Source organism: Streptomyces justiciae (genome assembly GCF_015163075.1).
Taxonomy (GTDB): Bacteria; Actinomycetota; Actinomycetes; order Streptomycetales; family Streptomycetaceae; genus Streptomyces; species Streptomyces justiciae.
The window spans coordinates 370241-394570 of record NZ_JADDXU010000001.1 but is presented as its reverse complement, the minus strand read 5'-3'; the positions used below and the strand labels follow the sequence as shown (position 1 = coordinate 394570).

The window sequence follows — 24330 nt, the reverse complement described above, 5'->3', positions numbered from 1 at the left end:
TCGAGGTACCACCCGATGCATTGAAAAGCGGGGAAAGTGAGCGTGTCCGCGGCAAGCGCGGTCTTCGCTTGAGGGTCCGCCCCTTTGCGAATGGAGACGCCCTCGTGCGTATCACCGACATCCAGCGCTGCGACATCCGGCCCGGACGGCTCGTCGAGTGGACGCTCAGTCCGGCGACCGTGGCCGCGGCGCGGGGGCTGCCGGAGGACACCCGGCCACCGGCGTACATCCAGGAGTCGCACATCCGGACCGCCCGCACGGTCCGCGAGGACGGCCTCTTCGTCCCGACCTGGCTCGGCGCCGCCTTCGACATCCCGGGGCCGGTCGACCTCGACGCCCTGGAAGGGGCCCTGCGCGCGTGGACCCTGCGGCACGAGACGCTGCGCAGCGGGTTCCGGGCGGACGGGGACGCGCTGCGGCGGTTCACACTGGACGCCGGGGACGTGTCCCTGCACCGGGAGGACGCCGGACAGTTCACGGACGCGACCGCTCTGGTCCGGCACCTCCAGGACCGCTTCGACGTCACGGCGGACGCGCTGCGCTGGCCGAACCTGATGTACGCGGCGGTCGTCCGGGACGACTCGGCGAGTGTGTACATGGCGTTCGACCACAGCAACGTCGACGCGTACTCGATCTACCGGATTCCCTCGGAGATCCACGAGCTGTACGCGGGCCGGGGCGGGACCGACGACGGGGCGCCGGTGAGCAGTTACATCGACTTCTGCCGGATCGAGCGGGCCGACGCGGACCGGATCGACGAGGACCACGAGGCCGTCGCGCGCTGGCGGGAGTTCATCCGCCGGTGCGACGGGACGCTGCCGACCTTTCCCCTGGACCTGGGGGTGGAGCCGGGTGGTCCGCTGCCCGAGCAGAAGATGATGTGCGAGATGCTCGTCGGTCCCGAGGACGCCGCCGCCTTCGAGGCGTACTGCCGGCCGTACGGCGGGAGCCTGGTCGGGGTGCTCGCGGCCACCGCGCTGATCGCCGGCGAGATCGGGGGCGCCTCCGTCTACCGGACGGTGGTGCCCTTCCACACCCGGGTGAAGTCCAAGTGGTCCGACTCGGTGGGCTGGTACGTCGGCGGGGCACCGATCGAGGTGCCGGTGCCCGCGGACTTCCGGAGCGCGCTGCCCGCCGTACGCGCGCAGTTGCAGGCCGCCCGGCCGCTGTCCCGGATGCCGCTGGCCCGGATGCTGCGCCTGCTGGGCACCGACTTCCGGCCCACCTCGCCCGACCTGTACTCCATCGTGTCGTTCACCGACGCGCGCGCCCTGCCGGGGGCCGAGCGGTGGGACGCGCTGTCGGCGTACGGGCTGATCCGGGTGTCGTACGGCGACCAGGTGTGCGTGTGGCTGAACCGGCTGCACGACGGGGTGTGGTTCGCCTGCCGGTACCCGGACACCGATGTCGCCTACAAGAACATGCGGCTGTACGTGGAGAGGCTGCGGGCGTTGATGGTGTCGGCGGGCGGCCCGTCCTAGGCGCGTGCGTCCTCGGGGATCTCCACCAGCCAGCGGGTGTCCTTGCGCGGGCGGAGGTAGAGGGCCCAGTAGAGCGTCGCCGCCGCCGTGATGCCACCCGTCCACAGCAGGTACTGGGTCTCCTGCTGGCTGAGGATGTAGGCCAGGACCCCGATCAGCAGGACCGGCATCGCGGGCCACAGGGGCATCCGCCAGGCCGGGGTGTGCCGGTGGCTGCCCCGGCGGGCCAGGAGGGCGGCCACCGCGACCAGCAGGTACATGCCGGTCACCGAGACGCCCGTCACGCCGTACAGGGTGTCCAGGTTGACGAAGCAGAGGGCCGCGCCGGGGATGCCGACGGCGAGGGTGGCGACCCAGGGGGAGCCGAAGCGGCCGAGCTTGGAGAAGACGTCGTTGACCGGCTGGGGCCAGGCCTTGTCGCGGGCCGAGGCGAAGAGGACGCGGGAGTTCTGGATGACCATGACGATGCCCGCGTTGATGATCGCGAGGGCCACGCAGAGGCTGACGAAGGTGCCGACCGCCGAGTTGGACCAGGCCGTGACCATCGCGCTGATGTCACCGCCGGTCAGCTCCGACAGGTCGCTCGCGCCCATGGTGATCGCCACCACCGGGACCAGGATGATCACCGAGGAGATGGCGAGGGTGGCGAGCACCGTGCGGGCGACGTTGCGGCGCGGGTGCTCCAGTTCCTCGGAGAGGTAGACGGCCGTCGAGAAGCCCTGGGTGACGAACAGGGCGATCGCCAGGCCGGAGACGACCAGCATGGCCGTCACCGTGTCCGTACCGCCGTTCGACCCCGCCACCTGCATCGACACCAGGCTGTCCGCGCCGCGCTCGGCATGGGCGAAGCCCAGCACCGCGACGACCGCCGCCGCGATCACCTCCAGGACCAGGAAGACGCCCGTGATCCAGGCGTTCGCGCGCAGGTCGAGGAGGCCGGCGAGGGTGGCCAGGAGCATCACGCCGGCGCCCGCGAGGGAGGGGTCCAGGTGGATCACGGGGGCAAGGTAGTCCGCCGTGCCCATCGCGATCACCGGCGGGACGATCATCACGACCAGGAGCGAGAGGACGAAGACGAGCCAGCCGGCGAGACGGCCCGCCAGCGTCGAGACCATCGCGTACTCGCCGCCCGCGCTGGGGATGAGGGTGCCCAGCTCGGAGTAGCAGAAGGCCACGGCGATACAGAGGAGGGAGCCGATCGCGATCGTCAGGGCGGTCGCGGTGCCGAGGGAGCCGAAGAGGTCGGGGACGACCACGAAGAGCGTGGAGGCGGGTGTCACGCAGGAGAGCGTGAGGAGGGTGCCGCCGACGACGCCGATCGAGCGCTTGAGCTTCCGGGGGTTGTCCGAGGCCTCTGGGGTGATGGTCGCGGGCGGGCGGAGCGTGTCGGTCATGCGGCGGTTCCGATCGACTCGTGCAGAGCGCTGCGCTACTGGATTGCGGTGCATCGAACCCCGACGAAAACCCAACCGTCAATAGCCGTTTACCTACGGAATCCGTAGATCAAGAGCGCCTAAATCGCGGATACGGCAATTCAAGGCAAGGTATTCCGCTTCTCGCAGCTGTACGAGAATCGCAGCTCGGGCGTCAAAAAATCGTCAGGGTGTCCGGAATCCGAACAAGTCAGTGGCTCCCGCTAGAGTCACCAGTCACAGTGGACGCACAGATTTCACAGCGTGGGGTGGGGACAGATGAAGGTGAAGCACACGGCTGCCTGGGTGGGGTTCACGGCGGCGGCGCTTCTGACGACGTCGGCGTGCGGCGCGGACTCCGTGAAGCAGGCCGCCGAGGCGGTCGACAAGACCGACGCGATCATGGCGGCGCTCGCCCGGGCCACGGACCGGACGGAGCAGCTGGGGTCGGCTGAGGTGAAGGTGTCGACCGACCTCGGGACCGGCACGCCGATCGCGATGGACGGCACGTACTCGTGGGGCGACGGCATGGCCTACGACGTACGGATGGACACCGCCGCGGCCCAGATGCAGGCCGTGCAGGACGACCCGAAGATCCACTGCCTGCTCGTCGACGGCGTCTACTACTACGACGTCGACCCGCAGGCCTCGGGCCCGCTCGAGGGCAAGGAGTGGATGAAGGTCGACGCCTCCGCCGTGTTCGGCGAGAGCGGCGCCGCCTCGATGAACGCGGGCGGCAACCCGACGGCCTCGCTGAAGGGCCTGAAGTACGCGAGCGACGTCGAGGACCTCGGCTCGCAGACCGTCAACGGCCAGAAGGCCACCCACTACCGGGCCGTGATCGACCAGGAGCACATGGGCAGCTTCAAGGAGGCCTACACCGGCGACGGCAGCCTGCTCAACCAGATGACCGGCGGCGCGGACACCATCACCATGGACGTCTGGCTGGGCGAGAAGGACCTGCCCGTCCGCCTGGTCCAGGAGATGGGCAAGATCACCGTCACCATGGACTTCGCCGAGTTCGGGGACACCGCCACCATCAAGGCTCCCCCGGCCGCCGAGACCGCCGACATGACCGAGGCGCTCAAGGAAGCCCAGGGGCAGTAGGACATGACGGAGCCCGGGCGCCTGCCTTCAGGTGCCCGGGCTCAGGAGCCACTCAGTGGTTGCGCGGGAAGCCCAGGTCGACGCCCGCGGGTGCGTCGGCCGGGTCCGGCCAGCGGGTCGTGACGACCTTGCCGCGGGTGTAGAAGTGGGTGCCGTCGTTGCCGTAGATGTGGTGGTCGCCGAAGAGCGAGTCCTTCCAGCCACCGAAGCTGTGGTAGCCGACGGGGACCGGGATCGGGACGTTCACGCCGACCATGCCGGCCTCGACCTCCAGCTGGAAGCGGCGGGCGGCGCCGCCGTCCCGGGTGAAGATCGCGGTGCCGTTGCCGAACGGCGAGGCGTTGATGAGCGCGATGCCCTCGTCGTACGTGTCGACGCGCAGGACGGTCAGGACGGGGCCGAAGATCTCGTCCTGGTAGGCCTTCGCGGTGGTCGGCACCTTGTCGAGGAGCGAGATGCCGATCCAGTGGCCGTCCTCGTAGCCCTCGACCGTGTAGCCGGAGCCGTCCAGGACGACCTCGCAGCCCTCGGCCGCGGCGCCGGTGACGTAGGACGCCACCTTGTCGCGGTGGACCTTGGTGATGAGCGGGCCCATCTCCGAGGTCGGGTCGTTGCCGGGGCCGATCTTGATCTTCTCGGCGCGCTCGCGGATCTTGTCCACCAGCTCGTCGCCGATCGAGCCGACCGCCACGACCGCGGAGATCGCCATGCAGCGCTCGCCCGCGGAGCCGTAGGCGGCGCTCACGGCCGCGTCGGCAGCCGCGTCGAGGTCGGCGTCCGGGAGGACCAGCATGTGGTTCTTGGCGCCGCCCAGGGCCTGGACGCGCTTGCCGTTCGCGGAGGCGGTGGTGTGGATGTAGCGGGCGATCGGGGTCGAGCCGACGAAGGAGACGGCCTTGACGTCCGGGTGCTCCAGGAGGCGGTCGACGGCCACCTTGTCGCCGTGGACGACGTTGAAGACGCCGTCGGGCAGACCGGCCTCGGCCAGCAGCTCGGCGATCTTGATCGACGCCGACGGGTCCTTCTCGGACGGCTTCAGCACGAAGGTGTTGCCGGTCGCGATGGCGATCGGGAACATCCACATCGGGACCATCGCCGGGAAGTTGAACGGCGTGATGCCGGCGACGACACCCAGCGGCTGGCGGATCGAGGCGACGTCCACGCGGCTGGCGACCTCGGTCGACAGCTCGCCCTTCAGCTGCACGGTGATGCCGCACGCCAGGTCGACGATCTCCAGACCGCGCGCGACCTCGCCCAGCGCGTCGCTGTGCACCTTGCCGTGCTCGGCGGTGATCAGCTCGGCGATCGCGTCCCGGTTGGCTTCGAGCAGCGCCCGGAACTTGAACAGGATGGTGGTCCGCTTGGCCAGCGACGAGGTGCCCCAGGTCTGGAACGCGTCCTTGGCGGCGGCGACCGCGGAGTCGACCTCGTCGACCGACGCGAACGCGACCTTCGTGGTGACCGCGCCGGTCGCAGGGTCGGTGACCGGCCCGTAGTTCCCCGACGCGCCTTCGACGGTCTTGCCGCCGATCCAGTGGTTGACGATCTTCGTCATGCCCAGTTGCTCCTTCACAGATGGCGGCGTCGGGTAGAGACGTGCCGGTCGTACAGCTCACGTGCCTTCACCGCGGACGGTCGGGTCGCCGTCTCGGCCACAGGTACATCCCACCAGGCTTGCGCCGGAGGCGCGCCCGACACTGTGTCTGCCGTTTCGGTCTCGACGTAGACACATGTGGGAGTGTCCGCCGCGCGTGCCTGGGCGAGAGCCTCGCGCAGGTCACCCACGGTCTTCGCGCGCAGAACGCGCATGCCCAGGCTGGCCGCGTTGGCGGCCAGGTCCACCGGGAGCGGCGCCCCGGTGTAGGTACCGTCGTCCGACTGGTACCGGTACGCGGTGCCGAACCGCTCGCCGCCCACCGACTCCGACAGGCCGCCGATCGAGGCGTACCCGTGGTTCTGGATCAGCAGCATCTTGATCGCGACGCCCTCCTGGACGGCGGTCACGATCTCGGTCGGCATCATGAGGTAGGTCCCGTCGCCGACGAGCGCCCAGACATTGCGCTCGGGGGCGGCCATCTTCACGCCGATCGCGGCCGGGATCTCGTAGCCCATGCAGGAGTAGCCGTACTCCAGGTGGTACTGGTCCCGGGAGCGCGCCCGCCACAGTTTGTGCAGGTCGCCGGGGAGGGAGCCGGCCGCGTTGATGATGATGTCGCTCTCGTCCACCAGGGCGTCCAGGGCGCCGAGGACCTGGGGCTGGGTGGGGCGTACGTCTATCTCGTCGGCCTCGTAGCAGGCGTCGACGCGGTGCTCCCAGCGCTGCTTGTCCTCGGTGTACTCGGCGACGTACGAGTCGGCGACCCGGTGGCCGTGCATGCCCAGGGCCTCGGTGAGCTCGGCGAGGCCGCTGCGGGCGTCCGCGACCAGCGGCTGTCCGGCGAGCTTGTGGCCGTCGAAGGGCGCGATGTTGAGGTTGAGGAAGCGGACGCCGGGCGTCTCGAAGAGCGTCCCGGAGGCGGTGGTGAAGTCGGTGTAACGGGTGCCGACACCGATCACCAGGTCGGCCTGGCGGGCGAGTTCGTTGGCGGTGGCGGTACCGGTGTGGCCGACGCCGCCGACGTCCTGGGGGTGGTCGTGGCGCAGCGAGCCCTTGCCGGCGTGGGTGGAGGCGACGGGGACGCCGGTCGCCTCGGCGAACTCGGCGAGGGCCTCCTCGGCGCGGCTGTGGTGGACTCCGCCGCCCGCGACGACCAGCGGCCTGCGGGCCGACCTGATCGCCGCGATGGCTTCGGCGAGTTCGGTCGGATCGGCGCCCGGACGTCGTACGACCCAGGTGCGCTCGGCGAAGAACTCCTCGGGCCAGTCGTACGCCTCGGCCTGGACGTCCTGCGGGAGGGCGAGGGTGACCGCGCCCGTCTCCACCGGGTCGGTGAGGACCCGCATCGCCTGGAGGGCGGCCGGGATGAGGGCCTCGGGGCGGGTGACGCGGTCGAAGTACCTCGACACCGGGCGCAGACAGTCGTTGACGCTGAGGTCGCCCGCGTACGGGACCTCCAGCTGCTGGAGGACCGGGTCGGCGGGGCGGGTGGCGAAGATGTCGCCGGGGAGGAGCAGGACCGGGAGGTGGTTGATGGTCGCGAGGGCCGCGCCCGTCACCAGGTTGGTCGCGCCGGGGCCGATGGAGGTGGTGACGGCGTGCGTGGACAGGCGGTTGGACTGGCGGGCGTAGCCGACCGCCGCGTGCACCATCGACTGCTCGTTGCGGCCCTGGTGGTACGGCATGTCGTCGGCGTACTCGACGAGCGCCTGGCCGAGGCCGGCCACGTTGCCGTGGCCGAAGATGCCCCAGGTCGCGGAGATCAACCGCTGCCGGGTGCCGTCGCGTTCGGTGTACTGGGCGGCGAGGAAACGTACAAGGGCCTGCGCGACCGTGAGCCGGGTGGTCGTCATCGGTACCCCTCCGTGTGGTCCGGGTGGAAGCAGATCCGCCACTCCCGCGTCTCACCCGGGCCCGCCATGACGTTCAGGTAGTACATGTCGTGGTCGGGCTGGGCGATCGACGGGCCGTGCCATCCGTCGGGGACGAGGACGGCGTCACCGGAGCGGACCTCCGCGAGGACGTCCGATCCGCCCTCACGGGAAGGGGATACGCGCTGATAGCCGAAACCGTTCGGGCCGTCGATCTCGAAGTAGTAGATCTCCTCCAACTCCGCTTCCACGCCCGGCCGGTGCTCGTCGTGCTTGTGGGGCGGGTACGAGGACCAGTTGCCGCCGGGGGTGATGACCTCGACGGCGATCAGCTTGTCGCAGTCGAAGGCGTCGGCTGAGGCGAAGTTGCGGACGTGGCGCAGCCGGTTGCCGCTGCCGCGTTCCTCGGTGGGGACCTCCGGCGCGGGGCCGTAGCGGGCGGGGAGTCGTCGCTCGCACTTCGCTCCTGCCAGGGCGAAGCGGCCTCCCGCGCCGGAGGCGATCGAAGCCTGGGCGTCGCGGGGCACGTACGCGAAGTCGGATACCGACGCGAACACGCTTTCCCTGCCCAGGAGTTGGAACTCCTTTTCTTCCGTTTGTACGGTACATCCGCCTTTCAGCGGAAGCACGATCCACTCACTGTCACCGGTGGTGAAGGTGTGCGTGCCACCCGGTTCCAGCGCGACGATCCGCAGAGCGCAGTACGTCCAGCCGGCCCGCTTCGGATCGATGTCCACTGTGTACAGGGAGTTGGTGGAGGAACCCTTGGGGATGTGGAGATCGTTACTCATGCGGCCCTCACAGGAGTCCTACGGCGGTGTCCACGGCGGCGGCGACGTCCCCGTCCGCCGGGTAGAGCAGCGAACGGCCGACCACGAGTCCGCGCACGGTGGGCAGTTGGAGTGCGCCCCGCCACTTCTCGTACGCCCCGGCTTGCTCTTCCATGGAGCCACCGACCTCGCCGCCCAGCAGGACGGCGGGCAGCGTGGAGGTGGCCATGACCTCGGCCATGTCGTCCGGGTTCTCGGTGACCGGCACCTTCAGCCAGGTGTAGGCCGAACTGCCGCCCAGGCCCGAGGCGATGGCGATGGACCGGGTGACGGCCTCGGCGGAGAGGTCGTTCCGTACCTTGCCCTCGGCCGTGCGGCTGCTGATGAACGGCTCGACGAAGACCGGGAGTCGGCGCGCGGCCATGTCGTCGATGGCGCGGGCGGTGGACTCCATGGTGGTGAGGGAGCCCGGGTCGTCGTAGTCGATACGGAGGAGCAGTTTGCCCGCGTCGAAGCCGAGCCGCTCGATGTCCTCGGCGCGGTGGCCGGTGAAGCGGTCGTCGAGTTCGAAGCTGGCGCCCTGGAGGCCGCCGCGGTTCATCGAGCCCATGACGACCTTGCCGTCGAGGGCGCCGAGCAGCAGCAGGTCGTCGAGGATGTCGGCCGTCGCGAGGACGCCGTCGACGCCGGGGCGGGAGAGCGCGAGGCAGAGGCGTTCCAGCAGGTCGGCTCGGTTGGCCATGGCCTTCGGGTTGCCGCCGACGCCGAGTGCGCCCCGGGCGGGGTGGTCGGCGGCGACGATCATGAGACGGTCGGTGTCGCCGAGGAGCGGCCTGCGGGTGCGGCGGGCGGCGGCCTCGGCGATCGCCTCGGGGTGGCGGGTGCGCAGGCGGACGAGTTCGGCGATGTCGACGCTCACTTGACAGCTCCCGCCGCGATCGCGGTCTCGATCTCTTGCGGTGTGGGCATCGCCGAGCTGCACTCCAGGCGGGAGGCGACGATCGCGCCGGCCGCGTTGGCGTGCCGCATGATCTTCTCCAGGTCCCAGCCGTCGAGGAGGCCGTGGCACAGGGAGCCGCCGAAGGCGTCTCCGGCGCCGAGTCCGTTGAGAACGTCCACCGGGAGCGGCGGGACCTCGGCGGAGTTGCCGTTCCGGTCGACCGCGAGGACGCCCTTGGGGCCCTGCTTGACGACGGCGAGCTCGACACCCGCGTCGAGGAGCGCCTCGGCGGCCGCACGGGGCTCGCGGACGCCCGTCGCGACCTCGACCTCGTCGAGGTTCCCGACCGCGACGGTGGTGTGCTTGAGGGCCTCGGCGTAGAACGGGCGGGCCGCGTCCGGGTCGCTCCAGAACATCGGGCGCCAGTCCAGGTCGAAGACGGTGATGCCCGCCTTGGCGCGGTGGGCGAGGGCCGCGAGGGTCGCCGTACGGCTGGGCTCCTCGCTCAGGCCGGTGCCGGTGACCCAGAAGATACGGGCCTCACGGATGGCGTCGAGGTCGAGCTCGTGGGCGTCGATCTCCAGGTCGGGGGCCTTGGGCTGCCGGTAGAAGTACAGCGGGAAGTCGTCCGGCGGGAAGATCTCGCAGAACGTGACCGGGGTCGGCAGGCCCGCGACCGGGGTGACCCAGCGGTCGTCCACGCCGAAGCCCTTCAGGGCCTCGTGGAGGTAGGTGCCGAAGGGGTCGGCGCCGGTCCGGGTGATCACCGCGCTCCGCCGTCCCAGGCGGGCCGCGGCGACCGCGACGTTCGCCGCCGAGCCGCCGAGGAACTTGCCGAAGGACGACACCTGCGGCAGCGGGACGCCCGTCTGCAGCGGATAGAGGTCCACTCCGATCCGCCCCATGGTGATCAGGTCGTACGCCATCGAGTTCCCTTCATGCCGGTCGGACCCTCACGTCTCGCCCCGGACTTCGCAATCGGCTCTCCACGGCTTTGTAGCCCCCGACGAGGAGCCCTGTCAATGTTTTGTCCAGACATTCGGACCAGCCCTTGACAGCGCTTACCGCTCACGCGGAAGCTGACCGGCATGACGTCGTTGTCACCCTCTTCCTCACTGTCCCGCATCCGGATCGGGTCGGCTCCCGACTCCTGGGGTGTGTGGTTCCCCGACGACCCCCAGCAGGTCCCCTGGCAGCGCTTCCTCGACGAGGTCGCGGATTCCGGTTACGAGTGGATCGAGCTTGGCCCTTACGGGTATCTGCCGACCGATCCCGCGGTGCTCACCGAGGAGGTGGGCCGGCGCGGGCTGAAGGTGTCGGCCGGCACGGTCTTCACCGGGCTGCACCACGGGGAGTCCGTCTGGGAGAAGACCTGGGCGCATGTCGCCGACAACGCGGTGCTGGCGCAGGCCATGGGCGCGAAGCACCTCGTCGTCATCCCGTCCTTCTGGCGGGACGACAAGACCGGTGAGGTGCTGGAGTCGGACACGCTGACGCCGGAGCAGTGGCGGAACCTCACGTCGCTGACCGAGCGGCTGGGGCGGCGGGTGCGGGAGGAGTACGGGCTCCAGATCGTCGTCCACCCGCATGCCGACACGCACATCGACTCCGAGTCGAACGTCGTGCGGTTCCTGGACGGGACGGACTCGTCGCTGGTGTCGCTGTGTCTCGACACGGGGCACTACGCGTACTGCGGCGGGGACAGCGTGAAGCTCATCGAGACGTACGGCTCTCGGATCGGGTACCTGCATCTCAAGCAGGTCGATCCCGAGATCCTCGCCGACGTGCGGGCCAAGGGGACGCCGTTCGGGCCTGCGGTGGCGCAGGGTGTGATGTGTGAACCGCCGTCCGGGGTGCCGGCGTTGGGGCCGGTGCTGGAGGCTGCGCAGGCTCTGGATGTGGATCTGTTCGCGATCGTGGAACAGGACATGTATCCGTGTGACCCGGACAAGCCGTTGCCTATTGCTCAGCGGACTCGGGCGTTTTTGAGGAGCTGCGGGGCTTGAGGGGCGCCTAATGGGGTGCCGGGGGCTGTGAGGTGGTGGGTGCGGGTTGTTCGTGGCTTGTCGCGCAGTTCCCCGCGCCCCTGGGGGTGTTGCAGCATGGGGCGATGACAAGTGTCCGTTCTGGACATGGGCCGTTGGGGTCCTGGGAAGTTGCGCTCTCGCTGCCTCATGCCCGCCTTCGGCCTGGTGTCATCTCGTATCGCGGGGTTCGGCTGGCGCTTGATCGGCCCCGGCGGCGGCTGGAGGCGCCCATCGGGGCGGCCACGCTGCTGTTGGGGTTCGGGGAGTCGGTGCGCATCAGTCGGGCGGGGCGGGCGCCGGACACGCTGGTGTCGGTCTACTGCGGTCCGACCACCACCCCTGCCATCGGTGAGCACAACGGGCGGCTCTCGGGGATCGAGGTGTTGCTCGCTCCCTGGGCCGCCTTCTCGTTGTTCGGGACGCCGCAGTACGAGCTCGCCAACCGGACCGTCGATCCTGACGAGTTGCCGCATGTGCTGCCCGGGCGGGTCGATGAACTCGCCGCCGCACTCGGTGCTTTGCCGTCCTGGGGGGCCCGGTTCGGGCTGCTGGACGATGTGTTGGTGCGGTGGTCGCGGGGCGGTACGGCTCCGTCGGCTCGGGTGGTGCGGGCGTGGGCGGAGTTGGTGCGGACGGGTGGGGCGATCCCCGTGCCGCGGCTCGCCGAGGATGTCGGCTGGAGTGTGCGGCAGTTGGAGAGCCGGTTCCGGGAGCAGATCGGCCTCGGGCCGAAGGCGGCGGCGCGGGTGCTGCGGTTGCAGCGGGCGCGGCGGCTGCTGGCCGCGGGGCGGGGGCAGGCGGAGACCGCGGCGATGTGCGGGTTCTACGACCAGGCCCATCTCAGCGGGGAGTTCAAGGCGATGACCGGGTGCACGCCGCGGGAGTTCACGCTCGCCCGGCGCGGGGCACACGGTCCGGCCGCGGGCGACCGGATCAGCGGCGAGGCGACGAGTCTGGTGCTCGCGGCGCCCGGATCGAGGGGGAGTGCGGATTTTTCCAAGACCCCCGGGGTTGGCTGAATGCAGTCTGTGGCTCCCGGCCGTTGTGCGCCCTAGTGGCCACCGGGGAGGCGGGGGAGCTGGTGGAGCCGGGCCCGGCGCAGCGGGTCCGGCTCCACCTGTGTGGACGCTCTTGCGTCGCCCTGTCAACGCGCCGCGCCCACGCGCCCGCGTGCGCCTTTGCTGCACTCGTGTCACGAACGCCCCTTGTGTGTCACGCATGTCGCGGATACGCGGGTCTTGCGTCACACCCGGTGCACAGCGCCTGACCTGCGCTCACTCTCCGTCGTTCACGGGGCACAGGCTTTGTGACGCCAGCGCAGCGCCCGGTACCCCCGACGGCCGTTCCCGGCCGCCGCCGCGGCGCGCGCAGGGAGGTGCACCTCATGACCGACCGAAGGCTCTGGTCGTACAAGGAGATCGCCGCGCACATCAAGGTGCAGCCGGACACCGTGCGGTCGTACCGCAAGCACGGGCTCCTGCCGCCACCCGACCATGTGGAGGGCGGCAAGCCCTTCTGGTACGCGGACACCGTACGGGCGTGGGTCGCCGCCCGGCCGGGCAACCGCGGCAGACGAGAGGACTGAGCGGAAACACGCTTGCCGACCCCGAGGTCGTCCGCTTCACCGGCGGGCCGGACGCCGAGTTCACCCTGGAGCACCTGCGCTCCTGGTACGGCTCCCGGTCCGCCCAGCCCGACCGTCTCGATCTCGCCGTCACCGACCGTGCCACCGGCGAACTCGTCGGCGAGGTCGTGCTGTACGAGTGGGACGCGCGGGCGCGCTGCTGTACGTTCCGCACGCTCCTCGGACCCCGGGGCCGTGACCGCGGCCTCGGCACCGAGGCGACGCGCCTCGTCGTCGGGTACGGCTTCGAGGAACTCGGGCTGCATCGCGTCTAGTTGGAGGTCTACGGGCACAACACCCGGGCCGGAGTGGGCCGCCCTCAACGTCACGGCTCCTTGATCGGCCGCCGCTCTCTCAGCTCCACGGCTCGATGACCGTCACCCCGGCGCCGGGTGTCGTGGCCATCGACGCCAGGGCGGCCGGGGTCGCGGTCAGGTCGATCGTGGACGTCACCAGCAGGTCCGGCCGGAGCACGCCCGCCCGTACCAGTTCCAGCATCCCGGGATAGGTGTGCGCCGCCATGCCGTGGCTGCCCAGGATCTCCAGCTCCAGGGCGATCACGCGGGCCATCGGGACGGGGGTCGTGCCGTCCGCCGAGGGCAGCAGGCCGACCTGGAGGTGCCGGCCACGGCGGCGCAGGGAGTTGACGGAGGCCGCGCAGGTGACCGGGGAGCCCAGCGCGTCCAGCGACAAGTGGGCGCCGCCACCGGTCAGTTCACGTACCGCCGCGGCCGTGTCACCGACCGCCGACGCGTCCACGGCCGCCACCGCCCCGAACTTCCGTGCCAGCTCCAGCGCTTGGGGCGACACGTCCACCGCCACCACCCGCGCTCCGGAAGCCGCCGCGATCATCACCGCCGACAGACCCACCCCGCCGCAGCCGTGCACCGCGACCCACTCCCCCGCCGCGACCCGCCCCTGCTGCACCACCGCCCGGAACGCCGTGGCGAACCGGCAGCCTAGGGAGGCGGCGGTGGCGAAGGAGAGGTCCTCCGGGACCGCCACCAGGTTCACGTCGGCATGGTCCAGCGCCACGTACTGCGCGAAGGAACCCCAGTGGGTGAAGCCGGGCTGGGTCTGCCGCTCGCAGATCTGGTGGTCGCCGGCCGCGCAGGCGGCGCAGCTTCCGCAGGCGCACACGAAGGGGACGGTGACACGGTCGCCGGGGCGCCAGCCGGTGACCCGGTCGCCGACCGCCTCGACGACTCCGGCGAGTTCATGGCCGGGCACGTGCGGGAGCGTGATGTCAGGGTCGTGGCCCTGCCAGCCGTGCCAGTCGCTGCGGCACAGGCCGGTGGCCGCCACGCGGACGACGACCCCGTGCGGGGCCGGTTCCGGGTCGGGCACCTCCCGCACCTCGGCCGGCTCGCCGTACCGCTCGAACACCACTGCCCGCATGTGCGCTCCCATCGACGTGCATGTCTGCCGGGTACATCCTGACCCGGCAGCACGCCGCCGCAGGTGGCCGGTGGCCCGCTCTCACCACGACTCCGACCCCCCGAGCGGCTCCTCCACCACCCTCCGCTCCCCGCGCAGCCTCAGCCCCGCCAGCGGGAACAGCAGCACCGACAGCATCGCTGCACCGACCAGCGCCGCCGCCTCCTCCGTCTTCAGGACCCCGTCGTCGACGCCGATCGTGGTGATGGCAACGACCAGCGGCAGCGCGGTGGACGCGAAGAGGGTCAGGGCGCGCCGATCGCGTCGTACGAGATCCGGCGGGGCCAGCGCGTACACCGGCAGGCCGCGGACCGCCAGGAACAGCAGCAGGAAGACCGGCAGGAGCAGCAGCGCCCTGCCGCCGGACAGCAGCGCGTCCAGGTCGAACTCGATGCCGGTGACGACGTAGAACACCGGCACCAGGAAGCCGAACCCCATCGCCTCGACCTTCTCCAGGACCGGCCCCGCGCTCTCCGGTGCCGCCCCGTGCAGCAGCAGCCGGGTGAGCATGCCGGCGGCGAACGCGCCGAGCAGGGTGTCGAGGCCGAGGGCCTGGGAGATGCCGAGCATCACGGCGAGGAGCAGCACGACCAGGCGTACGGCGAACTGGCCGCTGCTGTGCAGGGTCCTGGCGATCACCCGCGGGAACCACGGCGGGCGCGGACGCATCGCCCACCACACCGCGGCGGCCGTCAGCAGCGCGAACGCCGCGAGGACCGCCGTCGAGCGACCCGGCGAACGCCCGCTCAGCAGCAGCGCGATGGCGATGATCGGCCCGAACTCGCCGACCGCGCCGAACGTCGTCATCACCGAACCGAACCGCGTGTGCAGGTCCCCCGCGTCCCGCAGCACCGGCAGGACCGTGCCGAGGGCGGTGCTGGTGAGGGCCGTACCGATGTAGACGCCCTTGGACAGACCGGTGAGGGCGGAGGCGAGCGCCAGGCCGACGACTAGTGCGGTCAGCCACGCCCACAGCGAGCGCTTCAGGGTGGCGCCGCGGACCCGGTCGAACTCGATCTCGTACCCGGCGAGGAAGATCAGCATCGCCAGCCCGAGGTCGGACAGCGTGTCGATGACCTGCCCGTCGCCCGCCCAGCCCAGCACGTCCGGGCCGGACAGGATGCCCAGCAGGATCTCGAAGATGACGAGCGGCACCGGCAGCCAGCGGCTGATCCCGTAGGCCAGCAGGGGTGCCAGCACCGCGATGGACATGATCAGGATGAGCGTCCCGGCCTGCGACATGATCGGTATCTACCATAAAGTCCCGGTAATTCCCCGGTCGCCGGACCGCCGCGACCCCTCTTGGAGAAATACCCCCTAGGGGTATAGTGTGGAATGCGTGGACGCCACCGCGGGTCCCGTAGAACCCACACGCCTCGAAGAGGAGAACGAGATGACCGCCCAGAGCGACACCCAGGTCACCACCGTCTACAAGGTGAGCGGCATGAGCTGCGGCCACTGCGAGGGCTCGGTCTCCGGCGAGATCTCCGAGCTCCCCGGCGTCAGCTCCGTGAAGGCCGTCGCCTCCACCGGCGAGGTCACCGTCGTCTCCACCGCCGAGCTCGACGAGGAAGCCGTGCGCGCGGCCGTCGACGAGGCCGGCTTCGAGCTCGTCGGCAAGGCGTAACCAGCACCGACCGGAGTACGGAACATGTCCGGCACCACCGCCCCGATAGCTCCGCCCGCCGAGGTCGAGCTCCTCATCGGCGGCATGACCTGCGCCTCCTGCGCCGCCCGCGTGGAGAAGAAGCTCAACCGGATGGACGGCGTGACCGCCACCGTCAACTACGCGACGGAGAAGGCGAAGGTCACCTACGCCGACGGCGTCGAGGTCGCGGATCTCATCGCGACGGTGGTGAGGACGGGGTACACGGCCGAGGAACCGGTACGGGTCGAGGAACCCGTGGCCGAGGAGGACCCCGAGCTCGCGACCCTGCGGCAGCGGCTCGTCGTCTCCGCGCTCCTCGCCGTGCCCGTCGTCCTGCTGTCGATGATCCCGGCCCTCCAGTTCGACAACTGGCAGTGGCTGGCCCTCACCCTCGCCTCCCCCGTCGTCGTCTGGGGCGGGCTGCCCTTCCACCGCGCCGCCTGGACCAATCTCCGGCACGGCGCGGCCACCATGGACACCCTCGTCTCGCTGGGCACGCTCGCGGCGTACGGCTGGTCGCTGTGGGCGCTGTTCTTCGGGGACGCGGGCATGGCAGGCATGAAGGACGAGTTCACGCTCACCGTCTCGCGCATGGACAGCGCCTCCACCATCTACCTCGAAGTGGCCGCGGGCGTCACCACGTTCATCCTGCTCGGCCGCTATCTCGAGGCCCGCTCCAAGCGGCGGGCGGGAGCCGCGCTGCGGGCCCTGATGGAACTGGGCGCGAAGGACGTGGCGGTCCTGCGGGACGGCCGTGAGGTCCGTGTCCCGGTGTCCCGGCTCACGGTCGGGGACTGTTTCGTCGTACGTCCCGGGGAGAAGATCGCCACCGACGGCACCGTCGTCGAGGGCGTCTCCGCCGTGGACGCGGCCATGCTGACCGGCGAGTCGGTGCCGGTGGACGTGACGGTGGGGGACGCGGTCGCGGGCGCGACCGTGAACGCCGGCGGGCGGCTCGTCGTCGAGGCCACGCGCGTGGGCGCGGACACGCAGCTCGCGCGGATGGCGAAGCTGGTCGAGGAGGCGCAGAACGGCAAAGCCGAGGTGCAGCGGCTCGCCGACCGGATCTCGGCCGTCTTCGTGCCGGTGGTCATCGCGATCGCCGTCGCCACCTTCGGCGGCTGGCTCGGCGCGACCGGCGACCTGGCCGCCGCCTTCACCGCGGCCGTCGCCGTCCTGATCATCGCCTGCCCCTGCGCGCTGGGCCTGGCGACCCCGACCGCCCTGATGGTCGGCACGGGCCGTGGCGCCCAGCTCGGCATCCTCATCAAGGGCCCCGAGGTGCTGGAGAACACGCGCCGCGTCGACACCGTCGTCCTCGACAAGACGGGAACGGTGACCACCGGCCGGATGACCCTCCAGGAGGTGTACGTCGTCCAGGGCGCCGACGAGAAGCAGGTACTGCGACTCGCGGGCGCCGTGGAGCACGCCTCCGAGCATCCCGTCGCCCGGGCGGTCGCCGCCGGTGCGGAGGAGCGGGTGGGGCCGCTGCCGGCGGCCGAGGGGTTCGTGAACGTCCCCGGGCGGGGTGTGCGCGGGCGCGTGGAGGGCCATGACGTGGCCGTGGGGCGCCTCTTCGATGCGCTGCCGGAGGAGTTGGCCCGGGCCAAGGGGGAGGCCGAGAGGGGCGGTCGTACGGCCGTCGTGGTCGGCTGGGACGGGGTGGCACGCGGTGTCGTGGCCGTCGCGGACGCGGTGAAGGAGACCAGCGCCGAGGCGGTGCGGGAGCTGCGGGCGCTGGGGCTCACGCCGGTGCTGCTGACCGGGGACAACCGGACGGTCGCGGAGGCGGTGGCCGAGCGGGTCGGGATCACGCGGGTCGTGGCCGAGGTGCTGCCCGAGGACAAGGTCGACGCCGTACGGCGGTTGCAGGGCGAGGGGCGGGTCGTCGCCATGGTCGGGGACGGGGTCAACGACGCCGCCGCACTCGCGACGGCCGACCTGGGACTCGCGATGGGGACCGGGACGGACGCGGCGATCGAGGCGGGCGATCTGACGCTGGTGCGCGGGGATCTGCGGGTGGCCGCGGACGCGATCCGGCTGTCGCGGCGGACGCTGGCCACGATCAAGGGGAACCTGGTGTGGGCCTTCGGCTACAACGTGGCCGCGCTGCCGCTGGCCGCCGCGGGACTGCTGAACCCGATGATCGCGGGCGCCGCCATGGCGTTCTCCTCGGTCTTCGTCGTGACGAACAGCCTGCGATTGCGGTCATTCCGTTAGGCGGGACCCTCTGGAGTCCGGCGCGAGGCTCACATAAGCTCTTCACAAGGCTCGCGCATCATCCTTACGCTTGGGTCCCGATCGACGTTTCGGCCCCTTGCGTATCAAACGGACAAATGCAAGAGACGCAGATCACAGTGATGTGAACGTAACCATCGAAGGGGTTCGAAGGTCTAAGTTGACGATGTCAGGCCGCGTCTTGGGGGGCGCATCCTGGCATCTGGGGATGTCTTGGGGGACTTCCTCAGAGATGCGTTGCCGGGGCACGTACGTCGGGAAGCTTTGAGCGGCCCTCCCGACCGTGCGCTGTCCCGGCAGATCGCACACAGCAGTACACACAAGTAGGAGTACGACGAGTTTTGCTCGTTCTGCTCAACACAGCGATTCAGGCGCTGTTTTCTCACAGACGCCCGGCCGGATCCCGTGGGGGGAATCCGCACCGGGACATGGGAAGGCGCCCTGGACGTCGGCCCGTGGGGGGACCGCCGCCAGGGCGCCTTCTTCTATTCACCGTTCACTTCCCGGCATACGACGAGGCCCCGCAGCCGGCATCGGCATGCGGGGCCCTGTGTGGCCTGCGCGGCTCAGCGCAACGGTCAGCGCTCCTCGACCGGGACGAAGTCGCGCTCGACCACGCCCGTGTAGATCTGGCGCGGGCGGCCGATGCGGGAGCCGGGCTCCTTGATCATCTCGTGCCACTGGGCGATCCAGCCCGGGAGGCGGCCGAGGGCGAAGAGGACCGTGAACATCTCGGTCGGGAAGCCCATCGCGCGGTAGATGAGGCCCGTGTAGAAGTCGACGTTCGGGTAGAGGCTGCGCGAGACGAAGTAGTCGTCGGAGAGCGCGTGCTCCTCCAGCTTCAGCGCGATGTCCAGCAGCTCGTCGGACTTGCCGAGGGCCGACAGGACGTCGTGCGCCGCCGCCTTGATGATCTTCGCGCGCGGGTCGAAGTTCTTGTAGACCCGGTGGCCGAAGCCCATCAGCCGGACGCCGTCCTCCTTGTTCTTCACCTTGCGGATGAAGGAGTCGACGTCACCGCCGGTCGCCTGGATGCCTTCCAGCATCTCCAGGACGGACTGGTTGGCGCCGCCGTGCAGCGGGCCCCAGAGGGCGGAGATGCCGGCCGAGATCGACGCGAACATGTTCGCCTGCGACGAGCCGACCAGGCGGACCGTCGACGTCGAACAGTTCTGCTCGTGGTCGGCGTGCAGGATGAGCAGCTTGTCCAGCGCGGAGACGACGACCGGGTCCAGCTCGTAGTCCTGCGCCGGCACCGAGAAGGTCATGCGCAGGAAGTTCTCGACGTAGCCGAGGTCGTTGCGCGGGTAGACGAACGGGTGGCCGACCGACTTCTTGTAGGCGTACGCGGCGATCGTCGGAAGCTTGGCGAGCAGACGGACCGTCGAGAGGTTGCGCTGCTTCTCGTCGAACGGGTTGTGGCTGTCCTGGTAGAAGGTGGACAGCGCCGAGACGACCGACGACAGCATGGCCATCGGGTGCGCGTCGCGCGGGAAGCCGCGGTAGAAGTTCTTGACGTCCTCGTGCAGCAGGGTGTGCTGCGTGATGTCGTTCTTGAACACGGTGAGCTCGTCGACCGTCGGCAGCTCGCCGTTGATCAGCAGGTACGCCACCTCCAGGAAGGTGGAGCGCTCGGCCAGCTGCTCGATCGGGTAGCCGCGGTAGCGGAGGATGCCCGCCTCGCCGTCGAGGTAGGTGATCGCCGATTTGTACGCGGCCGTGTTGCCGTAGCCGCTGTCCAGCGTCACCAGACCGGTCTGGGCGCGGAGCTTGCCGATGTCGAAGCCCTTGTCGCCGACGGTGCTGTCGATCACCGGGTAGGTGTACTCGCCGTCGCCGTACCGCAGTACTACAGAGTTGTCGCTCACGTCTTCCCTCACCCGACGTTGTGCCTCATCTTCGAGGTTGCCCTGACTGTCTCTACCATCCCCCATTCGGCGCAGGAGAGTGCACTGGGGGTCGACCATTGGGCCTATTGGCGGCACTCAGTGCCGCCAACTTGCCCATCCTGCCCCTCCTCTACCCGGTTCCGGAAGGGCTCTGTGACCTAGGTGACTCATTTGATCGATCATTTTTTGGTGAGAGCCTGAAGTCCAGCGCCGTGCAGCGCCGCCCCGCCGACACCGTGCGCACCGCCTGGCCTATCGCCTTGCGCGAACCGACCAGGACGACCAGCTTCTTGGCCCGGGTGACCGCCGTGTAGAGCAGGTTCCGCTGGAGCATCATCCAGGCGCCGGTGGTGACCGGGATCACCACGGCCGGATATTCACTGCCCTGGGAGCGGTGAATGGTCACCGCGTACGCGTGGGCCAGCTCGTCCAGTTCGTCGAACTCGTACGGCACCTCCTCGTCCTCGTCGGTCAGCACCGTCAGGCGCTGGTCGACCGGGTCGAGCGAGGTGACCACGCCCACGGTGCCGTTGAAGACACCGTTCTTGCCCTTCTCGTAATTGTTGCGAATCTGGGTGACCTTGTCGCCGACCCGGAAGACCCGGCCGCCGAACCGCTTCTCGGGCACGTCGGGCCGGCCGGGCGTGATGGCCTGCTGCAACAGGCCGTTGAGGTTGCCGGCGCCGGCGGGCCCGCGGTGCATGGGCGCGAGCACCTGGACGTCCCGGCGCGGGTCGAGGCCGAACTTGGCCGGAATCCGACGGGCCGCCACGTCCACCGTGAGCCGCCCGGCCTCCTCCGTGTCGTCCTCGACGAAGAGGAAGAAGTCCTTCATGCCGTCGGTGACGGGATGCTGCCCGGCGTTGATCCGGTGCGCGTTGGTCACCACGCCGGACTGCTGCGCCTGGCGGAACACGCGCGTGAGGCGCACGGCGGGGATCGGGCTGCCGTCGGCGAGCAGGTCCCGGAGCACCTCGCCCGCGCCGACGGACGGCAGCTGGTCCACGTCCCCCACGAACAGCAGATGCGCCCCCGGCGGCACCGCCTTCACCAGCTTGTTGGCGAGCAGCAGGTCCAGCATGGACGCCTCGTCCACGACGACCAGGTCGGCGTCCAGCGGGCGGTCCTTGTCGTAGGCCGCGTCACCGCCCGGCTTCAGCTCCAGGAGGCGGTGGACGGTGGAGGCCTCGGCGCCGGTGAGCTCGGCGAGGCGCTTGGCGGCGCGGCCGGTGGGGGCGGCCAGCACCACCCTGGCCTTCTTGGCGCGGGCCAGCTCCACGATCGAGCGGACCGTGAAGGACTTGCCGCAGCCGGGTCCGCCGGTCAGGACGGCGACCTTCTCGGTGAGCGCCAGCTTGACGGCGGCCTCCTGCTCGGGCGCCAGCTCGGCTCCCGTACGGCCCTTGAGCCAGGTCAGCGCCTTGTCCCAGGCCACGTCCCTAAAGCCCGGCATCCGGTCCTCGTCGGTGCGCAGGAGGCGCAGCAGCTGGGCGGCGAGGGAGAGTTCGGCGCGGTGGAAGGGGACCAGATAGACGGCGGTGACGGGTTCGCCGTGCTCCCCGGGGACCTTCTCCCGTACGACGCCCGGGTCCTCGCCTTCCTCCGCCGGTACGGCCAGTTCGGCGAGGCACTCGATGACCAGGCCGGTGTCGACCTGGAGCAGCTTCACCGCGTCGGCGATCAGCCGCTCCTCGGGCAGGTAGCAGTTGCCCTGGTCGGTGGCCTGCGAGAGGGCGTACTGGAGGCCGGCCTTCACGCGCTCCGGGCTGTCGTGCGGGATGCCGACGGACTGGGCGATCTTGTCGGCGGTGAGGAAGCCGATGCCCCAGACGTCGGCGGCGAGGCGGTAGGGCTGGTTCTTGACGACGGAGATGGAGGCGTCGCCGTACTTCTTGTAGATCCGGACCGCGATCGACGTCGACACCTCGACGGTCTGGAGGAAGAGCATGACCTCCTTGATCGCCTTCTGCTCCTCCCAGGCGTCGGCGATCTTCTTGGTGCGCTTCGGGCCGAGGCCGGGGACCTCGATGAGCCGCTTGGGCTCCTCCTCGATGATCTGGAGGGTGTCCAGGCCGAAGTGCTGGGTGATGCGGTCGGCGAAGACCGGGCCGATGCCCTTGACCAGGCCCGAGCCGAGGTAACGGCGGATGCCCTGGACGGTGGCGGGCAGCACCGTCGTGTAGTTCTCCACGGTGAACTGCTTGCCGTACTGCGGGTGGGAGCCCCAACGCCCCTCCATGCGCAGGGACTCGCCGACCTGGGCGCCGAGCAGCGCGCCGACGACCGTGAGCAGGTCGCCGCCGCCCCGGCCGGTGTCCACGCGCGCGACGGTGTAGCCGTTCTCCTCGTTGGCGTACGTGATGCGCTCCAGCACGCCCTCGAGGACGGCGAGTCGCCGCTCGCCCGTCGCGTTCCCCGCCTGTTGAGCCATGATCCGACGGTACCGGTGGGGTGTGACAGCGGCAGGGGTTGTCCACAGGTGGGGGTCAGTGGTGCGGGGAGCGCAATGTGGTGCGCAGCCTTTCCTCGTCGAGGGTGCCGTGCCGGCGGGCGGACTCGGCGAGCGCGCGGAACCGGTCCCACTCCACCGGGGGCCGGGTCAGACCACGGCGGTGCAGATAGCGGTCGGTCGCCTGCTGGGTGCGGCGCAGGACCCGTATCGCGTCGCTCGGCCGTCCCGAGCCCATCGGCTCCAGCACCTTCGCGGGCACGAGCAGCCAACCGTCGTCGGTCTGCCTCAACTCGCCGCGGACCAGCGCGTTCCGCATCCGGTTGAGCTTCTCGTCGTGCCGGTGCACCAGCAGCGAGGCGGGGCCGGGCACCATCGCGTGGTCGTCCGGCGGACTCACCGCGAAGCCGCCCACCGTGGGCGCGGTCCTGGTGCGGGCCAGTGCGGGCGCCCCGGAGGCGTCGCGTGCGGCGAGGACCGCCGTGGGATGGCGGGCGAGCTGCTCCGCGCCGGGCAAGGGCGAGCCGTCCGGCCCGGCGGACACCTTCAGGAAGGGGGGCGCCCCGGCGGACCGCACGATCAGCTGTTCCGGGGTGACGGTGATGACGAGCCGCAGGTAGTACCAGTCCATCAGCCGCCGCATCGGGCGCGAGAGATACGACCGGCTGTGGGGCTGCCGCTCGAAGAGCGTCCGCCAGTAGTCCTCGAGGCCCTGCGGGCCCGTCCTGATGTCGTCGGGGCACTCGGCGCTGCCGCCGACGAAGAGGTGCGGGGCGTCGGTGAGACCGCTGCCGGTGGGGTCGGAGAAGAGCAGCGCGACGCGGCCGTCCCGGCGGATGTTCAGCGCCTTCTGCGCGAAGGCCAGGGACGTCGTCAGCACCAGCGTCCCGTCCGCACGGCGCCGCACCGCCGTCGGCCAGGCGAGCGGTGTCCCGTCCCGGCCCAGGGTGACGAACTCGCAGGTGCGGTAGGCGTCCAGGACGGCCGACGGGGCGGAGTCGAGTACGGTCACCGTCCCGTCCCCCCGGCCAGCGGGCCCCGCATGGCGTGGCAGAACGCGGCGTACTGGCGCCGCCCCACCCACCGCCACAGCAGCCGTCCCAGCAGCGGTGCCCGGCCCAGGAAGTAGGCCCGCTCGTCCTCCGTGGCGTCCTCCAGGATCGCGCCGAGGGCCAGCATGACCTTGTTCTTCGGGAGGGTCTCCAGGCCACGGCGGCCCACCTCGTCCCACTCGGCGACCGTCAGATGCTCGGCGACAAGCGGTAGGACCAGCTTCTCCTCGTCGTCCAGGTGGTCGAGGAGAGCGAGACGGTGTTCCTCCAGCGCCAGGGCGAGCTCCTGCCCGGCGACGCTGTCGGCCGAGCGCCGCCACTGGGGTGCCCACTCCCCGACCGCCGCCAGGGTCCGGTCTATGTGGCCGTGCTGGTCCTCCATCCGGGCCACCAGATCGTCCTGCGCGGCGGCCCGCGCCCGCAGCAGGGGCCAGATCAGCTCGTCCTCCAGCGTGTGGTGATGGTGCAGCCCCATCACGTAGTCGTCCAGATACGCCGCGACCTCACCGGCCCGGGCCGACGCCCCGTCCGGCACGGCACGGACCAGGCGCGGCAGCAGCGCGGACTCCCGGCGGAAGACGCGGTGCACCACGACCATCTCGTGGGTGTGGGGGCGGCCGTCGGCGGGCAGGCCGGACGGTGTGGGGTTGGGGGTCACGCGGGTGTCCTTCGACGTTCGGATACAGACGGTGGCCACGCTCGCGGCGCCCGCTTGGCGGTGGCATGGAGTCCGCTTGGAGCCCCCTCGACGCCGCTGCCGATGTCCCGCCCGACCAGCGCGTTTAGCA

At 70.5% G+C, this 24330-nt stretch carries 19 protein-coding genes and 1 pseudogene; 8 read left to right on the top strand and 12 right to left on the bottom strand.

Going from position 1 to position 24330, the window contains the following annotated elements; all coding sequences use genetic code 11:
• The first annotated feature begins 104 nt into the window (after positions 1-104).
• On the top strand, positions 105-1481 hold the full coding sequence (locus IQ210_RS01775; RefSeq protein ID WP_194076062.1) for a condensation domain-containing protein: 1377 nt from the start codon (positions 105-107) through the stop codon (positions 1479-1481).
• Here the strand turns inward: IQ210_RS01775 and IQ210_RS01770 are convergent.
• Entirely contained in the window at positions 1478-2875 is a 1398-nt protein-coding gene (locus IQ210_RS01770; protein ID WP_194076059.1) for an APC family permease, read from the bottom strand. The two genes, IQ210_RS01775 and IQ210_RS01770, sit on opposite strands and share 4 nt — an antisense overlap.
• Positions 2876-3172: 297 nt before the next feature.
• On the opposite strand from IQ210_RS01770, the gene IQ210_RS01765 reads away from it, so the two are divergent.
• Entirely contained in the window at positions 3173-4000 is an 828-nt protein-coding gene (locus IQ210_RS01765) for a hypothetical protein (protein ID WP_194076057.1), read from the top strand.
• 52 nt (positions 4001-4052) lie between these two features.
• Here the strand turns inward: IQ210_RS01765 and mmsA are convergent, their stop codons facing one another.
• The 5 genes from mmsA to iolC are packed head-to-tail and all read right to left on the bottom strand — an operon-like array spanning position 4053 to position 10104.
• On the bottom strand, positions 4053-5555 hold the full coding sequence (gene mmsA, locus IQ210_RS01760) for a CoA-acylating methylmalonate-semialdehyde dehydrogenase (protein ID WP_194076055.1): 1503 nt from the start codon (positions 5553-5555) through the stop codon (positions 4053-4055).
• Between the two features lie 14 nt (positions 5556-5569).
• The gene (iolD, locus tag IQ210_RS01755; RefSeq protein WP_194076044.1) at positions 5570-7450 is read right to left on the bottom strand and encodes a 3D-(3,5/4)-trihydroxycyclohexane-1,2-dione acylhydrolase (decyclizing); all 1881 of its coding nucleotides are present in this window, start codon (positions 7448-7450) and stop codon (positions 5570-5572) included.
• Positions 7447-8259, bottom strand: coding sequence for a 5-deoxy-glucuronate isomerase (gene iolB, locus IQ210_RS01750; protein WP_194076032.1), 813 nt, complete (start codon positions 8257-8259; stop codon positions 7447-7449). The genes iolD and iolB overlap by 4 nt, the downstream gene beginning before the upstream one ends.
• A 7-nt stretch (positions 8260-8266) precedes the next feature.
• Positions 8267-9157, bottom strand: a complete 891-nt coding sequence (locus tag IQ210_RS01745) for a Cgl0159 family (beta/alpha)8-fold protein (RefSeq protein WP_194076023.1) — start codon at positions 9155-9157, stop codon at positions 8267-8269.
• Positions 9154-10104 (bottom strand): 5-dehydro-2-deoxygluconokinase, encoded by a 951-nt coding sequence (gene iolC / locus IQ210_RS01740; RefSeq protein ID WP_194076022.1) that lies wholly within the window; start codon positions 10102-10104, stop codon positions 9154-9156. The genes IQ210_RS01745 and iolC overlap by 4 nt, the downstream gene beginning before the upstream one ends.
• 162 nt (positions 10105-10266) lie before the next feature.
• Between iolC and IQ210_RS01735 the strand changes: the two genes are divergently transcribed.
• The 4 genes and pseudogenes from IQ210_RS01735 to IQ210_RS01720 form a co-directional block, all read left to right on the top strand.
• A complete protein-coding gene (locus tag IQ210_RS01735; RefSeq protein ID WP_194076020.1) occupies positions 10267-11184 on the top strand; it encodes a sugar phosphate isomerase/epimerase family protein in 918 nt (305 codons plus the stop codon).
• 104 nt (positions 11185-11288) lie between these two features.
• Positions 11289-12224, top strand: a complete 936-nt coding sequence (locus IQ210_RS01730; protein WP_194076018.1) for a helix-turn-helix domain-containing protein — start codon at positions 11289-11291, stop codon at positions 12222-12224.
• A gap of 365 nt (positions 12225-12589) precedes the next feature.
• Positions 12590-12790 carry a helix-turn-helix transcriptional regulator gene (locus tag IQ210_RS01725; RefSeq protein WP_059191908.1) on the top strand — a complete coding sequence of 67 codons (201 nt, stop codon included), beginning with the start codon at positions 12590-12592 and terminating at the stop codon, positions 12788-12790.
• 11 nt (positions 12791-12801) lie between these two features.
• A pseudogene (locus IQ210_RS01720) lies at positions 12802-13101 on the top strand (GNAT family N-acetyltransferase); the annotation flags it as partial.
• A gap of 82 nt (positions 13102-13183) precedes the next feature.
• Here IQ210_RS01720 and IQ210_RS01715 read toward each other — a convergent pair.
• Together IQ210_RS01715 and IQ210_RS01710 are read right to left on the bottom strand one after the other, a co-directional pair.
• Positions 13184-14227 carry a zinc-dependent alcohol dehydrogenase family protein gene (locus IQ210_RS01715; protein WP_194076016.1) on the bottom strand — a complete coding sequence of 348 codons (1044 nt, stop codon included), beginning with the start codon at positions 14225-14227 and terminating at the stop codon, positions 13184-13186.
• 81 nt (positions 14228-14308) lie between these two features.
• Positions 14309-15508 carry a cation:proton antiporter gene (locus tag IQ210_RS01710; protein WP_194076014.1) on the bottom strand — a complete coding sequence of 400 codons (1200 nt, stop codon included), beginning with the start codon at positions 15506-15508 and terminating at the stop codon, positions 14309-14311.
• 151 nt (positions 15509-15659) lie between these two features.
• On the opposite strand from IQ210_RS01710, the gene IQ210_RS01705 reads away from it, so the two are divergent.
• On the top strand, positions 15660-15893 hold the full coding sequence (locus IQ210_RS01705) for a heavy-metal-associated domain-containing protein (RefSeq protein ID WP_194077035.1): 234 nt from the start codon (positions 15660-15662) through the stop codon (positions 15891-15893).
• A gap of 24 nt (positions 15894-15917) precedes the next feature.
• Complete coding sequence (locus tag IQ210_RS01700; protein WP_194076011.1) at positions 15918-18134, top strand: heavy metal translocating P-type ATPase; 2217 nt, start codon at positions 15918-15920, stop codon at positions 18132-18134.
• Positions 18135-18730: 596 nt separating this feature from the next.
• Here the strand turns inward: IQ210_RS01700 and IQ210_RS01695 are convergent.
• The 4 genes from IQ210_RS01695 to IQ210_RS01680 all read right to left on the bottom strand — a co-directional run bounded on the left by IQ210_RS01695 (position 18731) and on the right by IQ210_RS01680 (position 24200).
• On the bottom strand, positions 18731-20020 hold the full coding sequence (locus tag IQ210_RS01695) for a citrate synthase (RefSeq protein WP_194076009.1): 1290 nt from the start codon (positions 20018-20020) through the stop codon (positions 18731-18733).
• 151 nt (positions 20021-20171) lie between these two features.
• Positions 20172-22472: an SF1B family DNA helicase RecD2 gene (gene recD2 / locus IQ210_RS01690; protein WP_194075999.1), complete on the bottom strand. Its 2301-nt coding sequence runs from the start codon at positions 22470-22472 to the stop codon at positions 20172-20174.
• A gap of 55 nt (positions 22473-22527) precedes the next feature.
• Complete coding sequence (locus IQ210_RS01685) at positions 22528-23502, bottom strand: pyridoxamine 5'-phosphate oxidase family protein (RefSeq protein WP_194075997.1); 975 nt, start codon at positions 23500-23502, stop codon at positions 22528-22530.
• The gene (locus IQ210_RS01680; protein ID WP_256781007.1) at positions 23499-24200 is read right to left on the bottom strand and encodes a hemerythrin domain-containing protein; all 702 of its coding nucleotides are present in this window, start codon (positions 24198-24200) and stop codon (positions 23499-23501) included. The genes IQ210_RS01685 and IQ210_RS01680 overlap by 4 nt, the downstream gene beginning before the upstream one ends.
• Positions 24201-24330: the final 130 nt, after the last annotated feature.

What these genes read in the sequence shown, in the direction of transcription:
- IQ210_RS01730 (WP_194076018.1), top strand. Translation starts at nt 11,289, where the DNA reads ATGACAAGTGTCCGTTCTGGACATGGGCCGTTGGGGTCCTGGGAAGTT.
- iolD (WP_194076044.1), bottom strand. Translation starts at nt 7,450, where the DNA reads ATGACGACCACCCGGCTCACGGTCGCGCAGGCCCTTGTACGTTTCCTC.
- iolC (WP_194076022.1), bottom strand. Translation starts at nt 10,104, where the DNA reads ATGGCGTACGACCTGATCACCATGGGGCGGATCGGAGTGGACCTCTAT.
- iolB (WP_194076032.1), bottom strand. Translation starts at nt 8,259, where the DNA reads ATGAGTAACGATCTCCACATCCCCAAGGGTTCCTCCACCAACTCCCTG.
- IQ210_RS01715 (WP_194076016.1), bottom strand. Translation starts at nt 14,227, where the DNA reads ATGCGGGCAGTGGTGTTCGAGCGGTACGGCGAGCCGGCCGAGGTGCGG.
- IQ210_RS01735 (WP_194076020.1), top strand. Translation starts at nt 10,267, where the DNA reads ATGACGTCGTTGTCACCCTCTTCCTCACTGTCCCGCATCCGGATCGGG.
- recD2 (WP_194075999.1), bottom strand. Translation starts at nt 22,472, where the DNA reads ATGGCTCAACAGGCGGGGAACGCGACGGGCGAGCGGCGACTCGCCGTC.
- IQ210_RS01710 (WP_194076014.1), bottom strand. Translation starts at nt 15,508, where the DNA reads ATGTCGCAGGCCGGGACGCTCATCCTGATCATGTCCATCGCGGTGCTG.
- mmsA (WP_194076055.1), bottom strand. Translation starts at nt 5,555, where the DNA reads ATGACGAAGATCGTCAACCACTGGATCGGCGGCAAGACCGTCGAAGGC.
- IQ210_RS01765 (WP_194076057.1), top strand. Translation starts at nt 3,173, where the DNA reads ATGAAGGTGAAGCACACGGCTGCCTGGGTGGGGTTCACGGCGGCGGCG.
- IQ210_RS01725 (WP_059191908.1), top strand. Translation starts at nt 12,590, where the DNA reads ATGACCGACCGAAGGCTCTGGTCGTACAAGGAGATCGCCGCGCACATC.
- IQ210_RS01770 (WP_194076059.1), bottom strand. Translation starts at nt 2,875, where the DNA reads ATGACCGACACGCTCCGCCCGCCCGCGACCATCACCCCAGAGGCCTCG.
- IQ210_RS01700 (WP_194076011.1), top strand. Translation starts at nt 15,918, where the DNA reads ATGTCCGGCACCACCGCCCCGATAGCTCCGCCCGCCGAGGTCGAGCTC.
- IQ210_RS01705 (WP_194077035.1), top strand. Translation starts at nt 15,660, where the DNA reads ATGACCGCCCAGAGCGACACCCAGGTCACCACCGTCTACAAGGTGAGC.